Raw genomic sequence first — 15,032 nt, forward strand, 5'->3', positions numbered from 1 at the left:
ACCTTGCCAAGTGCTAGCGGTCTGGACCCGGCCCGCGAAGGAGCGTCGATATCGATTTGCCGGCTTGTTGGCCGCGAGCAGCATCGATCGCGCGCGATTGCATCAGCGCCTTGCGAATGTCGAGATGAAGCTCCAGCGCCTTGAGGCCGTCGCGCCAGTTCGGTTCGAATTGAAGCACGTTACGCTTTACCTCGGTCGCTAGGCCCAGGCGTCGCAGTTCGTGCGCGCGGCCCTTAAGCGCGTCGGTGGCCGCCGGGTCGCCGTTTGGCGCCCGCAAGTCTGCGATGCGCACCCTGCCGTCCTTGTCAAGTTGATCAGCAATCCAGTGATCTAGCCGTGTCGGCCGATGCGCCCGCACCTCGCGCTGCAGTGCCAGCCGATCGTCTTCACGGGTGCGGTTCCCCAAGCGCTCGGTGGCGACGTCGCGCGCCACAGACCTGAAGCCGTGCTGCACAAACTCTCGTGGAATGATGAGGTCGCGTCCATCGTCACGCACGCCGCGCAGGATGATGTGCGTGTGTGGATTGTCAGTATCCCAATGATCGACGGCAACCCACTCCAGCCTTGAGCCCAGAGCGAGTTCTGCGCGGCGCATAACGTCCCGCGTGTAGGACTTCAGATCACCGAGCTTAGTCCCGTTCTCCGGCGCTAGGATCAATCGGAAATGCCGGCGATCGCTGCGTGCCCAGGAGGCGGCGCGCCCGCCGCCGTCGACTGCATCCACGGCCGCATCATAGAAAACAGAACCAGCTCCCTCGCGTTCAAGATAGCGGGTGTGGGCGCGCGCTTTCGATTCCGCCTCCGGCGTCGACGGCTCGGCTTCCAGGGTATCAGCAGGTTTGGACGCTCGCGCGGCCGCGTCACGGGCCACGTAACGTGCATGCGCGCGTAGGGCGGCGCCACCGCCGCGGGCGTGACTGAAATAATGTATCTTCACGATGGCGCGTTGGCGTGGATCGAAGGCGCCGTGCGCACCCCGCGACGAGGTGCTCCTCGCAACGTTGCGCGATGATCCGATCAAGCTCGCGAGCTTCTTGCCGTAGCCTGCGCGCGTGGCGCCGCCCGAGGATTTGGCGCGGCCGTCTCGCTTGCCTTCGAGTATGTCGGCATTCAACGCGCGCGTGACGCCAAGTGATTTACCCGGCCGAAACACTTCAGCGCCGAACATCTCGCGCTTCAGTTTTCCGGCGCGGAAGAGTCGATTGATGCTTGGAGCTTCGATCATCGAGTGCGCTCAGCGTGGTGAGGTGCGCGCACCTCGTGCGCACCCTGCGATCATCGCGCGTACCTCGTATTTGCGCCAGTGATTGCAAGCGATTGGCGAAGGTGGTGGGGTTCTCTTTATCTTGCCTTCCACCCCACCACTTTCCAAACCTGCTTCACACTCACCATCAATCACGGAAACTCACGACATCATCTTTCGCGATAGTCGGGGCGGGTGGGCGGGTGTTGCGCCAGGGATCAAAGCCCAAAGGGCCGAGACAAAGACTCGGTTCACGCGAGCCCGGTCGACGGCAAAGCCGTCGAGGCGCCCAAACTACGCACCATCAGCATAAGCAAGAGCTGACGATGGACGCACATGTGCGGCGCGTCAGCGAGGGTGGGCGGGTGGGCCAAACGCAAGCGATGCGGGCTGCTCTTGGCGGCCTCCGTGTCTAGAGAGAAGTCGAGCGCCAGCGCGCCTCGCAAAATTTCGTCGATCTAGGCGGCGATTGGGTTTGCGCCCGGTTGCTGTTGGTTCAAGACGAGCCGTTAACGACTCCGGTCGGCGAATCGAATCAAACTTCATTGCGAGCCCGATGCGTGTGGCTTTGCGGTGATGGCCGGCAATCCGCCGATACATTACTGCGGCGATACGATCTCGCGTGTTTCGCACAACAAGAGAATGAGCCGGACCAAGCGTTGCGCCTTCAGCGCGGGCTCACCATCTCCCCCTCGATACCCTAACGGAAAGCCCAATGGCCGACGATCTCTTCCCCCTCACGACCGCCAAGGACGAAGCCGAAATCCTGCTCATGGACGTGGCGGACAAAATCCAGCTCACGCCCACCCAGCACAGCGAAGCCGAGCGCAACTATCATGCGCTGGCGGACTGGGTCGATGGTGCGGGCTCGGTGCTGCAGGGCAAGGTGCTCGACGTCTATCCCTCCGGCAGCTTCGCGATCGGCGCGCCGATCCTCGGCAAGATCAAGAGCCAACAGCATGACCTTGACGCTGTCATTCCGCTCGCGCTGTCGCCGACGGCCGATCCCAAGAGTGTGCTCGAATTGCTGGAGCAGGCGATCAAGCGCGAGGAGGGCACGCGCTATCACGACAAGACCAGGCGCAATTCGCGCTGCGTGACCGTGACGTATGACGACGGGCGCAGCGTCGATCTGATGCCGGTGGTGCGTTTGCCCGGCACGCCGGAGAAGGTCTCGACCCTCTTCCATTGGAAGGCCGACGCGGGCGAGAGCTACCACAAGCAAGTCAACCCGAAGGGTTTCGCCGATTATTTCCTGGCGCGTGTGCGCGTCAGCGTGTTGTTCGAGAAAGCCTATGCGCGCCGCCGACTCGTCACCAAAGCCGATGCGAAGCCGCTGCCTGCGCTAATCCCGCTCGACCAGAAGGCGCCGCGGATCGTGGCGCTGCAATTGATCAAACGCAAACGCGACATTGCCTATCGCCGGGCCGAATTCAACGGCGTGCGCAAGCCGCCTTCCGTGGTGTTGGCCGCCATGGCGCTCGATGCGGTGGTGGCGTCCGACTATCTCGTCGACGAAGTGATCGCGGTGGCGACGACGATCCGTGATGCGATCCGGGCCGAGAGCGCGTTCGGACGGGTTTTGCAGGTCGCGAACCCTGCGTGGACGCCCGACATCTTCACTGATCGCTGGCCGAAAACCGTCGCCGTGCAGGACATGTTCGCGCGCGAACTCGACGGTCTGATCAAGGACATGCAGCGCCTCGCGCGAGAATATTTGACCGCCTATGAGCGCATCGAAATCCTGAAGCGTCACTTCGGTGAAACCGCCGCCAACCACGCGGTTGATCGCCTGGGTGAGATCTATGAGGCCCAGCGCGCGCAAGGGCGCACGCGCGTCGGCGCCGGTGGCGCGGTCACGCTGGCGCCATCGGGCGCGGAAGCGCTCACCAAGCGTACGCCGTTCGGAGGCGATCGCGATTAGTGCTCTGGCTACCCGAACAGAATGATCGGCTGCATGCGCGCTTTGCCGGCTTCCGCACTCTGCTGCTCGAACCGCGCCGGGCGATCTGGGAAGGCGTGCTCAAGCCGACGTCGCAAGCCTACGACGTTCGCGTCGATTTCGAGCTCCCCGCCCATTTCGCGCTCAACGCCACCACCTATCAATATTATCCACGCGTCTATGTGCTGCGCCCGGAACTCGAAGAGCATCCGGACTACGAATTGGGGCCGATCCCGCACGTTTGGTGGGACCGGCGCTATCGGCGCCAGCCCAATCTGTGCTTGTTTCGGCCGCTGAAAAATGAATGGTCTTGGGATGACGCCATTGCGGACACGACGCTGCCCGACGCCAGCGAATGGCTCTTCTTCTATGAGTTTTGGTTGGCGACCGGGCGCTGGCGCGGCGGCGGTGAACACGCCGGCGATCCGCTGAAGAGCAATGACAACACCGAAACGCTCAGCAGGGACGCTCTTTCGGCCGCGGGAACAGCTGCCCTGGCCGGCCGGTGAGCCGTTCCGCATCCTTTCGATCGACGGCGGCGGCATCAAGGGCATCCTGCCCGCCGCGCTCTTGGCGAGGATCGAAGAAGAGATAACTCGCGGCGTTCCCGCGGGGCGTTACTTCGACATGATCGCCGGCACATCGACTGGGGGCATAATCGCGTTGGCGCTGGGCTTCGGTTTGCCCGCCAGCACCGTCCACAAGATCTATGTCGACCAAGGCGCGGAAATCTTTCCTCGCAGGACCGCCCGCTCTCCGATCTTGCGAGGATTGCAGCTTGCTTGGCGTGCGCTCAACGATCTCCACCGCTATCGCTATGACGCCGACGCGCTCGAACGTGCGCTTTCAGGCGCATTCGGCGCCGCCATGCTTGGGCAGTGTGAGCGCCGCCTCGTGGTGCCGGCGTTCGACTGGAACACGGAAGTGTTTCTCTTCAAGACGCCGCATCATCCGGATTATAAACTGGATTGGCCGAACCCGTTGGTGACGGTCGCTCGGGCCACGTCTGCCGCGCCCACCTATTTCCGCGCCTTCAAAGGCGCCGATCGGCGTTTTCTCGATGGCGGCGTCTGGGCCAACAACCCGATCATGTGCGCCCTGGTCGATGCGCTTGCGTGTTATGACGTCGAGCGCCGCGCCATCGAGATCCTATCGATTGGCTGCGCCGACGATGAATATGTCATGAGCTCAGCGCACGAGACCGGCGGGCTTTGGGCTTGGCGGAAGATCTTCTCCGCTGCCGCTCAGCTGCAGAGCCAGAATGCAATCGGCCAGGCGCGCTTGCTCATCGGTGGCGACCGCGTGCATCGCCTCGACGGCCGCGCGCCGCGCCCCATCGAGATGGACGACTATGAGAGCGCGGCCGAGCTGTTGCCGGCATTGGCCCAAACCTTGTTCGACGACAATCGCGCAATGCTTCAGCGTTTCTTCGGTTCGGAGCGGCCAGCCTTCCAAGCGTGGCACGGCCCACGCGCCCCCGCGCCGGACGTGCGCGCCTAGATCGCGCGCCACGCGCCCTCGATTAGTTCCACCGACGTTGGTCCCCAATAGCGTCCGTCGAAGCTGTCAGGCGTATCACCCAGCAAGAACACTTCGTCGCGCAATGTGCGGCAGCCCGTCCAAGTCGGCAGCGTACGCCCCGCTGAATCCTGGACAGCGCGGCGAACACGCCGTTCGCCGTTGACCATCACAACATCGGCGTCTGCACAAACGGTGTCGCCTTCCATGGCGGCAACGCGCTTGATGAAACGATCAATTGAGATCGGTGAAGTTGCGCAACCGCGCGTAACGCGCCGCGACATCGACTGCGCGCACAGTCACGCTTGCGCCGCGCACAGGCGCCCCGCTGTCACGGGCATAAAAGCCGCGCGGGATCGAAGGGCTCGGATTGTAGATGATGACGTCGGGCACGATGTCGATGCTGACAATCACGATTGCCACTAAACCTGCGGCGAGAAAGAGCCATGTCTGGACATCGAGGTTTGCCCGCACCGCAAACTCCAAGGCAACGGCCGCCGCTGGTGGGAGATGCGGCGGCCGTTACGGCTGGCGAGGGCTCGGCATGTCGGGTTCGAGCCGCCGGGGGATTCAATTACCGGCGTAGCAGAAGACGGAGAAGTTCCGTTTCACCCCGGCAGCGCTGGCACGTCACTCGTCGCATCCTCACGACAACTGACCGGCAATGGCCCCGCCTGCGCGATGAGCCAATCCACCGCGGCCTGCGCCTTGGCGCCTGCCGCCAGAAACGCCCGCGGCTCGTCGCGCAACAGCTCCAACCAACTGGCGATGTAGCTCGCGTGGTCCTCGAGATGGAAAGGCGCCAGGCCCGCCATCGCGCCAAGAAGAGCTGAGCCAAATTCGGCGCACAGTTCTTCGCGCGCCCGCGACTTTCGGTCGGTGGCATAACCGTCGAGGCGATCAAGCCGACTCTTATGACCGGTGAAATGCACGCTCTCGTGCAACAAGGTCGCGGCCCAATGCTCTTCAGACAAGAACGCTTCGTGCGCCGGCATATGCACGAAGTCGGTCACCGGCGCGTAGCACGCCATCGAGCCACCGATGCGGACCTGTACGCCGGCACGCGCGGTCCATCGTTCGATGGCGCCAGGCTCCGCAGCCACGGGTGCGGTTTCCACGCCGAAGCCATCGGGCAGTGCATCGATCTGATTGACATTGAACACATAAAAAAGCTTCAGAAAACGATAGCTGCGCGTAGCATCGCCATTGTCGTCAGCGGAAGCGTCGCCGGCGTCCCTCTGCTTCGGTTTGGCTTGGCCATAAAAGATGACCGGGCACGCCTTTTCGCCCTTGCGCACATGTCCGCCCAGTTCGAGCGCCTGGCGAAACGTGAGCCAGGTGCGCTTGGAATAACCATGCGCAATCTGCGCCGCCCATAACAGCATCACATTGGCGCCGCGATAGGGGGCGCCCGTCGATCGTAAGGGCAGGCCAGGCGTCAACGCCAACGCCTTGGCGTGATCCCAAGGCGCGCGCCACGGCATCACGCCGCGTTCGAGCATGTAGGAGATTTCTGCTGTGACGTGCGCCAGCGCGTCAAATGCTGTGCGCTTCGGTTGCGCTTTCAATTGAGCCGAGCGTTTCATCGGTTCGCTCCGAATGAATGCGCCCACGCGCGTCAGCGCGTGGGGGCTTGGAAAAAAAGGCGCCGCGTGGGCGGCGCCGAGTGAAAAGAGGCGTTAGGCAGCCGCGTCAGCGGCGCTCTCGGCCTTGGACATCGCCGAGGCGGTCTTGGCTTTGGGCCGCGACAGACGCTGGTAGCGGGTAATCTCGAATGTGTTGTCGTAGATCTTCTGCTCGCCTTTGAGCCAGACGGTCGGAACGATGCGGCCTTCGAAGGTGACGCTGTCGCCCTTGTCGAGCTGGGTCAGCATCTCGGCGTTCAGATCAGCGTCAAACGAGACGCAGCGAAGCCATTCGGTCTTGGTGTATTGGCCGTCGCGGCCTTCGGCCAAACGGTCTGCGGCGATCGAGATGCGGAGCGTCTTGGCTTTCAGTTCTTCGATCTTGCCGATGCGGCCCTGAGCGGTGAAGCGGAACATGGGTGTCTCTCCTGTTCGCCGGTAGCTCCGGCGAGAAGCGCCGCGGGGCTCTCCCGCGATGGGGCCGTGGGCTGCATGCGGGTAAGAGGGCGCTTGCAAGGGGTCGCGGGTACCGCGACCGGAGGCTTGCCCCTTGCAAGCGACCGCCCGCATGCGAAGACGAGGACCAATGAGCGAGAGGCCTCGTGGTGTGTTGTCGGACCGAAGACGCGGGAGAGGCGCGTGCATTCGCTGCGAAGGGCCAACAGCAGAGGCGGAGTGTGGGAACTGATGCGGCGCCGCATCGGCGCCGGTTATCCGCCGGTTTGGCGCCGCCCGACTCCGCGTCGATGGCCTATAGTGGCGAAGGTCAAGGAGGCGGGAAGCGTGCTCAAGCTTGAAGTCGATGGTGCTGAGGTGAAACGCTTGCGCTCAAGCCGTGAGCGCAGCGCAACGCAGAAGGAGTTTGCGCACGAAGTGGGGATTAGTGAGCGGCGGCTCCGAGAGATTGAGAACGCAAAGGGATTGATCGCTGTCGACGTTGTCGATCGACTAGCACGAGCTCTGAGCGTGCCGCGGACGCAACTTTGCGCTTCTGCTCCGGCGCCGGCCTCGGCGATGCCGTCAAAACCTCCTAAGAAGGATCGTTTCTCCCCGCGCTTTGACACCGGCATCGCCGAAATGGTCGAGGATGAGGCCGTTTTGATGGACGCCGCATCGAAGGCTCAGGTCGTCCTCTTGCAGATCAAGGTCCGGCTTACCGAAGAGACTCAAGGCTACATCACCGAACTCTACGAACTGGCTTCGAGCCTGAGCTGGAGCGGGAGCAACCGCGCGCTGCTGCAAACGGATGGGGAGCTGCCCATTCGCCGGCGGCTCCGTGAACTGCTCGCCCTTCTCAAGGGCAACGACGTTTGGGTCTATAAAACCGACAACATCAAAATGCTGCCGGAGCGCCACGAGATTCCGGCTCAGCCAGATCCGTTCAACGGCGAGCTCCAGCTCATTTTGGCCGCCGGGCCGCCTGGCGAGTACGGTGAAACTTCGATCCACGTCGATATCGACGCCGGTCAGCCGCGCATGATCCGCTATTGAGGGCGAACGCCGCCGGGCGGCGCGTTAAGGTTTGATTCCAGACTCAGTCCCAATCTCACGGCCTGAGGTCTCCTTAACGCCTCGACACGCTGGAGCATCACGCATGGCGAAGAAAGCCAAGAAAGCCAAAGCCGCGCCGAAGAAGGCCGCGAAAAAGAAGAAGTAAGGACGTCCCCACGTCCGAACGACATTGCGCCGCCACAGGTTTGAATTCCTGGGGCGGCGCTTTGTTTGCCCACTATTCGGCCGCGACGGCTAGCGGCGTTGCCTCGGTTGTCGTGCGTAGAGGCGATGGCAGCCACGCGCTTTGTTTGAACGTGCGCTTGGCGCGCGTTAGCACTTCTTTCTTCGGCGCTTTCTCAAGCGCTGCACGCTCCAACTTCGGATTGACTTCCATCAGCGCCGCGACGACCGCGTCTTTCCTGACGTGTTCGAAGTAGCTCTCGACCGACGCCTTCCAATATTTGGTCATGTCGAGTCCAGCGAGGTTGCAGAGCGTCTGACCGAGTGCTTGACGTGCTTCCATACCCGATAGCGGGCCAACACGCCTGAGATCGATGCCGGATGCGATCGTAACCGCGATGAGTTCGAGCAGCATCGGCTCGTCCATCGAAGAGATGTAAGCCCAAAGCTCTTCTGGATTGACCGGCAAACGCGAGCGCCACACCGAACCAATCTCGGTAAACTCACTGGCCGCTCTACTCTCCGCGCGCGTAATGGAGCGCTCCACGTCAACGTGATCGACAGAGATCGTTAGGCACGATGCGGATGCATCGCCCATGAAGCTTGCCGCCAGGCTGAACGCCACGAGGCGAAGTGCGAGCGCTGGGCTATCGATGATCGCAACCCGAAGGCCCAACGTCTTGTGCGCGAGCAATTCGTCCAGCAGCTTGGCAGGAACGGCCGGCTTCGGCGCTGCTGCGAGCTCGGCGTGCGCATCGTCCGCGTCAACGACGCCGTGGGCTGATGTCGTACGCTTTCGGCGCAGCGCTCTCAGCGCCTTCACGTCTTCAACGCGCACCAGGCCACGCTCGACCTTGATGTCTCCGGAGTGGTTCAACGTCACGATCGCGCCGGCGAGGGCGACTTCGTCGTCGTCCCATTGCGCTGGCGCCAGCGCATCGATAGCCGCTTCGATCTTTTCGATCTCGGCCTCGTCTTCGGTTTCGTCCAGCTTCGCGTAGAGCCGTTCTTGCTCAGCCGTTTCGTCGGTGGTGAGATCGCGCCGGCGTTCACGCACGCGTTCCGGAAACTGGCTCCAGGCCACGCCGTCGATCGAAATCTCGACAAATGCCCAGCCTTCAGCCTGAACTTCAGTGACGATCGGTTCTAGCTTGGCCTCGGCCAGCCGAACCAGAAGCTCGCGGTCGGCAAGAAAGCGCGTCTCATCTTCGTCCGCGAAGAGATCGGACGCGACCGCGCCGCCGGCTTCAACATAGGCGTCGACACCGACAAAGCGCGCGAGCTTGTCGGTCTCGGCGACATGCGCTTGGGTTACGCGCGCCTTGAGCTGCTCGGGCGTCCGTTGCCACTCCGGCGCATCGAAGAAAGCTTTCTCCTGCAGTGCATGATCATCGGTGAAGGCGAGGGCGCCCAATTGGTCGAGATCGACTTCGTCCTTTTTCAGCGCCTCGATCAGCCTGGGCGACACGCGCGCGAGGCGCAGCCGACGTGCGACGTGCGTGCCGTTTACGCCAAAGCGGCCGGCAATAGCTTCCGGACCGTGACCAGCTTCAGCAAGCTGAGCGAATGCCCCGATCTCGTCGGCCGGATGCATCGGCTCTCGTTGAACGTTCTCGGCCAGCGACACTTCCGTCGCGTCGTCAAGCGGCACCACGCGGCATGGGATCGGCTCGTTGCCGGGAATGGTCTTCGCCTTGGCGAGTTTTCGAAGCGCCTTCAGGCGGCGACCGCCGGCTTCCACTGAATAGCGTCCCTTGTCAGCTTCCGAGACGATCAGGTTCTGCAAGAGGCCATGCGCCGCGATGGACGCGGCGAGTTCATCAACGCTCATCGCAGGCTTGGTCTTGCGGACATTGCGCTGCCCGGGAACGAGCTTCGACAAAGCGATCATGGTGATGTCAGTCATTGCATTTCCTCCATCGCCCGCACGCGAGGAGCCGCGCCGGGCGATGCTCGCCCTGCACGCCGGCATGCGCGGTCAAGGGCGAAGAGCGCAGCGTCCCTTGACCGCACGGAGCAGGGCGGCGTGCGACAAGAAGTGGCCCGGCGCGGTGCGCGGCGTCATCGCTGACGCCAAACGCCTTCGATTTGCTCGGAGGCGACCGGTCCCCAATAACGGCCGTCAAAACTGTCCGCCGTATCTCCGATCAGGAATACTTGACCACGGAGGCGCCGGCATCCCGACCAAGTTGGCAATGCGCGTCCGACGTTGTCCACTGTTCGCCGCTGAAGTGTGAGCTCGTGATTGACGGTTACCAGGGGACCAAGCGCACAAACGACATCGCCATCCAATGCGGCGACGCGTTTGAGAAACCGATCATTGGCGTCTGTAAAGCGCCGCGCTGTGGCGTAGTTCAGCGCGATATCCCGCGCCCGCACGGTAACGATTGAATGGCGCACGATTGGCGAGTGCATACGCACGTAGATGCCTTGAGGCATCGACGGGCTCGCATTGTAGATGACGACGTCGGAAAGCGTCGATACGGCAACAAGGCCGATGCCGAGGCAGAGGGCGAACGTGAGCAAGCCGCCTAATGCGACGGCCCGCGATGGCGCCACTAACCTGATGCGTCGCATTTTGATGTTTTTGACGAGCGGCGGCGCGGGACGCCAAACCATTCCACTTAGTCACGAGCGCGATCACCTGAAGCGGGCAGACAAGGTGCGATGAGGTTGAGGTTGAGAAGGGGGACTCGCCTCTCGGGATGAGGCCGGGGCCCACGTCGCGCGCTGCGAGAATGCGCGAAGTGCAATGCTTATAAACTTGCAATTCACTTGAAAAAGGGGGCGCTTAGGGTTCAACCTGAGCGCGCAGGGCGGAGTAGATGTATCGATGGGCCGGCGTGAGGCCACGTTGGACTTTGTGCAAAAGTGCCGGGCGGCTGCTTCGGCAGAGGATATCGCGCGTTTTCTCTTTGCGGAGATGGAGGCGTGCGGGATCAGATATGTTGCTTGCGCCTCACATGTCGATCCGCTGAAGCCCCCGACAGGCGCCGTCGCCATCGTTAACTATCCGCACCCTTGGCTGGTCTGGTTTTCCGATAAGAAATACGCCAACCGCGATCCAATCTTCTTCGGCGCGCACAACGCACTGCTGCCGTTCTGGTGGGAAGAGTTCGTGGTCCAATACGATCTGGCGCGTGACCAGCGCCGCATTCTGAACGAAGCCGCTGAATGCGGCTTGAGGAAGGGACTGACCATTCCCATTCATTCGCCCGGAGCGCTGCCGGCGTCGTGTTCGCTTGTGCCTGGTCCTGACGGAATCGATCCTCTCATTGTGCCTGACTTACAATTGATGGCGTTTCACGCCCACGAGGAAGCGCGGCTGCGCGCTACCGGCCAAGCGCGAAAGCCTGTTGTTTTGACTAAGCGCCAAAAGGAATGCTTGGCGCTTGCAGCCCGCGGCAAGAGCGATCCGCTGATCGCAGACATTCTTGGCATCAAAACTGCAACGGCCAAACATACGATTGAGCATGCGCGGGCGCGCTATGGGGTCAGCTCCCGCATCCAAGCGATCATGTTCGCTTATCTCGACGGCACGCTGACCTTGTCCGATCTGGCGGACTGACTTCTCCACACCTCCTTCTGGTGCAAAGCGCGTCAATGGGCCGATCGGCCCATAGCAGAGCGCACGCGTCTGCACTCAATCTCACTGAGTTCGGTGTGGAGGACACTAGGTTCATGATCCAGATCATCACGTGCGACAATCGCCGCCTCTTTCATCACGCGCTGATGGAGATGCATCGCCAACGCAAGCAGGTCTTCATCGACCGCATGCATTGGCGGCTGAGTGAAAGCATGGGCCTTGAGATCGACGAGTTCGACAGCGAAGAGGCGATGTATTTAATCGATGTCGATGCACACGGCGACGTGCAGCAATCGGCGCGGCTACTGCCAACGCTCTCGCCACATCTCATGAGCGAAGTGTTCGCCAATCTCTGCGACGACGGACCGCCCAGATCGGCGCGCGTTTGGGAAGCATCCCGATTCTGCCCCGCGCCCACTATTGCGAAAGGGGCGCCCCGTCGCGAACTGCTGGCGCGGATGATCGCGGGGATTTTGGAGACTTCGATCCTCTTCGGGATTGAGAAGGTAAGTTTCGTGGCCGGCGCCGCGCTGGCGCCGCTTGCAGATCAAGCGGGCTGGAGCGTGCGGGCATTGGGTCCAAAGCAGAGGATGGGGCGAGAGCGTCTCGTCGCCATGCTGGCCGACGTCACCAGCGATGGCCTTGCCGCCGTACGCCAGCGGGCGCGGCTAACCGGTCCTGTCACACGCTTCGCTGATGCCGGACTGGCGCGCGCCGCCTGAGCGCGCGCGAAACAACTCAACACGTTAAGGAGGCCGTCATGCAAGTCGCCACCCCGCGCATGTCTATTCCACCGGCGCTTCATTCAGGGGCTCGTTTCACGCGGGCGTTTGAGGACTTAATGCGGAATGGCTATGTCATCTTGCCCGAAGCGATCAGTCATCTGAAATCGCGTTTGATTTGCGCCGAGGTCGCGCCGCATTTGGCCGCCGCGCCGAGGTGCGTAGGCGATTTTTACGGATGGAAGACAACGCGAGTCGGAGGTCTCCTCAACAAGGCGCCGTCAACGCAGGACCTTGTTCTCCATCCAGACGTGCTCGCGATCACGCGTGCGGCGTTGCAGCCGTCGTGTGATTGCATCCAGCTCAATCTGACGCAAGCCATTCGCGTGCACCCACAAGAGCGAGCTCAGGCGCCGCACCGCGATGAAGAGATGTGGCCCCACGAACCGAAGCTCCGCCCCTGGCTCATCAATGTGATGTGGCCGTTGACTGCTTTCACCAAAGAGAATGGCGCGACGCGCCTTTGGCCAGGCAGTCACACGGACGTGCTCGACCGCAGCATTGATCCAGCGCGGTCGATCCCCGCGGAGATGCAGCCCGGGGATGCGCTGGTCTTCCTCGGTGCGCTGACGCACGGCGCCGGCGAGAACCGGTCAAACGCGCCGCGTGACGGCATCATCGTCTCCTATTGTTTGGGTTGGCTGAAGCAGTACGAAAACCAATTCCTGGCTTACCCACCCGCCGTCGCGCGGTCATTTCCAACGCCGCTGCAGCGGCTCATCGGCTATCAGATGCACCGGCCCAATCTTGGCGGCTGGGAGGGGCAGGATCCGATCCAAGCGCTGGCGACAAACCCTCATACGCTTTGTCCGCACGTGGACGCGTTGACGCCCGATATCGCGCGCCAGCTCAAGGCTCACTATGGCGAGGACGCCTGACTTACCCATACCTGAACGCGCGTATCAGGAAATAAAGACAAGGGTCTTAGCCGGCCGCTTCAGGCTGCGTCAGCGACTGGACGCTAACGCGATCGCGTCCGACCTCGGCGTATCGACAACGCCGGTGCGCGAGGCTCTCTTGCGGTTGACTTCAGAACGGCTCGTGAGCTTCCGTCCGTCGCACGGCTTTGCTGTCGCCATGTGGAGCGAGAGCGGTCTGCGCGATCTTTATCGATGGCGGGGCGAACTCGCCGAGCTGGCGCTTGCGAATTTCGCTGCGGCGGCCCAACCGATGGTGAATGCCGCAGCGAGTTACCCTGACAAGGCCGCAGACCTATTGGCAGGGTTAGCAACTGCCGCGCATGCCGAACTCTTACACGCAACCCGGAATGCTGATGATCGGCTACGTGTGGCGCGGGTCGCTGAAGCCGAAATCTGGCCAAACGTCGAGCAGGACCTCGCGCCCATCAGTAAGGCGATTTTGAGCGGCAACATCGCTCCGATCAGAAACGCACTTCGAAAGTATCACATGCGGCGTTGTATGAACGCCAAACGCATTCGGGACTGCGCCGCCCTGCTAGGTCTTTCCGCGAACGGCGCCTAGACGCTTTCCGGCTTAATATTCATTCTTATAAACTCTCTTATTCGCTTGGAGTGTCACACGCTCTCACCGGATCGAATGAGCGATCCACCTCAATGGAGGAAATTATGCGTGAAGACCTCGAACAAGACGAACTCACCGATCTGGGCGCGGCCAGCGAAGTGACCCGCGGCATCGTGCAGCGTTTCGCCGAAGAGTCGACGGGCCTGCCCGATTATCGCGACTGAGTTCGCGCTCAACACGGGAGAGCCCGCAATGGCTGAAGTAGTGAAAGACGTCCACTCGGACGTCATCGATCTCGGCGCCGTCAGCGAAGTGACGCTGGGCATTCCAAAAGTCCCGTTCGAGGAATCGACGGGGCAGATGGATCATCGCGACTGAGATCCCGGCCGGCGCCGGAGGCCCTCCGGCGCCGCGCTCAGCAAGTAGTGGCGCGCAGATGCAAAAGTATGTTCTCGCACCTCACGTCCATGCCTGCATCGATGGCGATTGGCTCATCTTTCTGGATCTGAAGTCAAATCGATACTTCGCGGTCAGCGCGGCGCAATCGGCGGCCATCGATGGTATTGCGAACGCGCGTCATGACGAGACGGCCGTAGAAAGCGGAGCGCTTCAGAAGCTGGCGGCGCGAGGGGTGCTGACCACTGCAAAGGACGCGCACCCTCCACAAGAGCTGATTGGCCATTCCGGACGCATTAATGCGCCGACGATCATGCAGTTTGCGTGGGCTGCGCAGTGGGCGTCCACAACGGTGCGGCGAGGGGACATGTGGCGTGCGGCTCAATTTATCAGGTCATGGAAGCGGGCGTCCCGCCAGGACGTGGACGTAGGCCGCAAAGCCATCCTCCAATTCAATGAAATGCGGCCGTGGCTGCCAAAGCGTTACGTCTGCTTATTCGACGCGCTTTGTCTCATTCGATTTCTCCTGTCGCGCGGCACGCATGCGACGCTTGTGATTGGCGTACGGGCACGGCCCTTTCTTGCCCATAGTTGGGTGGAGCTTGATGGCGCCATTGTCGATGACGGCGGCGAAGACTGCGCCTCTATGCAAGAGATCGTCCGGCTATGACCGCTCGTATGGTCGGTTTCCGCTGGCGCCCGACCGATCGAAACGGCGAACGCGAAGCGCGCGCTCGGTTGGAAAGACTCGGCCCCAGTTTTTCGAAGGTGAGCGAGCGGCGCG

The 15,032-nt window shown here is 62.1% G+C and carries 17 protein-coding genes; 10 read left to right on the forward strand and 7 right to left on the reverse strand.

Features of this window, described 5'->3' with window-relative positions; genetic code table 11:
* Window positions 1-13 precede the first annotated feature (13 nt).
* Complete coding sequence (locus tag EPJ54_RS00430; RefSeq protein WP_135209707.1) at window positions 14-1,225, reverse strand: relaxase/mobilization nuclease domain-containing protein; 1,212 nt, start codon at window positions 1,223-1,225, stop codon at window positions 14-16.
* Window positions 1,226-1,958: 733 nt separating this feature from the next.
* On the opposite strand from EPJ54_RS00430, the gene EPJ54_RS00435 reads away from it, so the two are divergent.
* The 3 genes from EPJ54_RS00435 to EPJ54_RS00445 are packed head-to-tail and all read left to right on the forward strand — an operon-like array spanning window position 1,959 to window position 4,685.
* Entirely contained in the window at window positions 1,959-3,167 is a 1,209-nt protein-coding gene (locus EPJ54_RS00435) for a nucleotidyltransferase domain-containing protein (protein ID WP_135209708.1), read from the forward strand.
* The gene (locus EPJ54_RS00440; RefSeq protein WP_135209709.1) at window positions 3,167-3,694 is read left to right on the forward strand and encodes a type II CBASS E2 protein; all 528 of its coding nucleotides are present in this window, start codon (window positions 3,167-3,169) and stop codon (window positions 3,692-3,694) included. Before EPJ54_RS00435 ends, EPJ54_RS00440 begins: the two co-directional genes overlap by 1 nt.
* On the forward strand, window positions 3,624-4,685 hold the full coding sequence (locus tag EPJ54_RS00445; protein ID WP_135209710.1) for a CBASS cGAMP-activated phospholipase: 1,062 nt from the start codon (window positions 3,624-3,626) through the stop codon (window positions 4,683-4,685). The genes EPJ54_RS00440 and EPJ54_RS00445 overlap by 71 nt, the downstream gene beginning before the upstream one ends.
* Here the strand turns inward: EPJ54_RS00445 and EPJ54_RS00450 are convergent.
* From EPJ54_RS00450 to EPJ54_RS19655, 4 genes are all read right to left on the reverse strand, one after another.
* Window positions 4,682-4,987: a S26 family signal peptidase gene (locus EPJ54_RS00450; protein WP_135209711.1), complete on the reverse strand. Its 306-nt coding sequence runs from the start codon at window positions 4,985-4,987 to the stop codon at window positions 4,682-4,684. The genes EPJ54_RS00445 and EPJ54_RS00450 overlap by 4 nt on opposite strands.
* Window positions 4,938-5,177 carry a hypothetical protein gene (locus EPJ54_RS00455; RefSeq protein ID WP_135209712.1) on the reverse strand — a complete coding sequence of 80 codons (240 nt, stop codon included), beginning with the start codon at window positions 5,175-5,177 and terminating at the stop codon, window positions 4,938-4,940. The genes EPJ54_RS00450 and EPJ54_RS00455 overlap by 50 nt, the downstream gene beginning before the upstream one ends.
* A 134-nt stretch (window positions 5,178-5,311) precedes the next feature.
* On the reverse strand, window positions 5,312-6,289 hold the full coding sequence (locus tag EPJ54_RS00460; RefSeq protein ID WP_135209713.1) for an ArdC family protein: 978 nt from the start codon (window positions 6,287-6,289) through the stop codon (window positions 5,312-5,314).
* Window positions 6,290-6,382: 93 nt separating this feature from the next.
* On the reverse strand, window positions 6,383-6,745 hold the full coding sequence (locus EPJ54_RS19655; protein ID WP_167755502.1) for a single-stranded DNA-binding protein: 363 nt from the start codon (window positions 6,743-6,745) through the stop codon (window positions 6,383-6,385).
* Between the two features lie 339 nt (window positions 6,746-7,084).
* Between EPJ54_RS19655 and EPJ54_RS00470 the strand changes: the two genes are divergently transcribed.
* A complete protein-coding gene (locus EPJ54_RS00470) occupies window positions 7,085-7,819 on the forward strand; it encodes a helix-turn-helix domain-containing protein (protein WP_167755503.1) in 735 nt (244 codons plus the stop codon).
* Window positions 7,820-8,057: 238 nt separating this feature from the next.
* On the opposite strand, the gene EPJ54_RS00475 is transcribed toward EPJ54_RS00470, so the two are convergent.
* The gene (locus tag EPJ54_RS00475) at window positions 8,058-9,908 is read right to left on the reverse strand and encodes a ParB/RepB/Spo0J family partition protein (RefSeq protein ID WP_167755504.1); all 1,851 of its coding nucleotides are present in this window, start codon (window positions 9,906-9,908) and stop codon (window positions 8,058-8,060) included.
* 155 nt (window positions 9,909-10,063) lie between these two features.
* Window positions 10,064-10,528 carry a S26 family signal peptidase gene (locus tag EPJ54_RS00480; RefSeq protein WP_167755505.1) on the reverse strand — a complete coding sequence of 155 codons (465 nt, stop codon included), beginning with the start codon at window positions 10,526-10,528 and terminating at the stop codon, window positions 10,064-10,066.
* Between the two features lie 307 nt (window positions 10,529-10,835).
* Between EPJ54_RS00480 and EPJ54_RS00485 the strand changes: the two genes are divergently transcribed.
* From EPJ54_RS00485 to EPJ54_RS00505, 6 genes are all read left to right on the forward strand, one after another.
* Complete coding sequence (locus tag EPJ54_RS00485) at window positions 10,836-11,570, forward strand: LuxR family transcriptional regulator (protein WP_135209718.1); 735 nt, start codon at window positions 10,836-10,838, stop codon at window positions 11,568-11,570.
* A gap of 113 nt (window positions 11,571-11,683) precedes the next feature.
* Window positions 11,684-12,310 carry an acyl-homoserine-lactone synthase gene (locus EPJ54_RS00490; protein ID WP_167755506.1) on the forward strand — a complete coding sequence of 209 codons (627 nt, stop codon included), beginning with the start codon at window positions 11,684-11,686 and terminating at the stop codon, window positions 12,308-12,310.
* Between the two features lie 119 nt (window positions 12,311-12,429).
* Window positions 12,430-13,248, forward strand: coding sequence for a phytanoyl-CoA dioxygenase family protein (locus tag EPJ54_RS00495; RefSeq protein WP_167755507.1), 819 nt, complete (start codon window positions 12,430-12,432; stop codon window positions 13,246-13,248).
* On the forward strand, window positions 13,232-13,852 hold the full coding sequence (locus EPJ54_RS00500) for a GntR family transcriptional regulator (protein ID WP_135209721.1): 621 nt from the start codon (window positions 13,232-13,234) through the stop codon (window positions 13,850-13,852). Before EPJ54_RS00495 ends, EPJ54_RS00500 begins: the two co-directional genes overlap by 17 nt.
* Window positions 13,853-14,104: 252 nt before the next feature.
* Window positions 14,105-14,230, forward strand: a complete 126-nt coding sequence (locus EPJ54_RS20180) for a hypothetical protein (RefSeq protein ID WP_275574737.1) — start codon at window positions 14,105-14,107, stop codon at window positions 14,228-14,230.
* A gap of 58 nt (window positions 14,231-14,288) precedes the next feature.
* Window positions 14,289-14,918 (forward strand): lasso peptide biosynthesis B2 protein, encoded by a 630-nt coding sequence (locus EPJ54_RS00505; protein WP_135209722.1) that lies wholly within the window; start codon window positions 14,289-14,291, stop codon window positions 14,916-14,918.
* The last annotated feature ends 114 nt before the right edge of the window (window positions 14,919-15,032 follow it).

The sequence above is a fragment of the Vitreimonas flagellata genome (assembly GCF_004634425.1).
GTDB lineage: Bacteria > Pseudomonadota > Alphaproteobacteria > Caulobacterales > Aquidulcibacteraceae > Vitreimonas > Vitreimonas flagellata.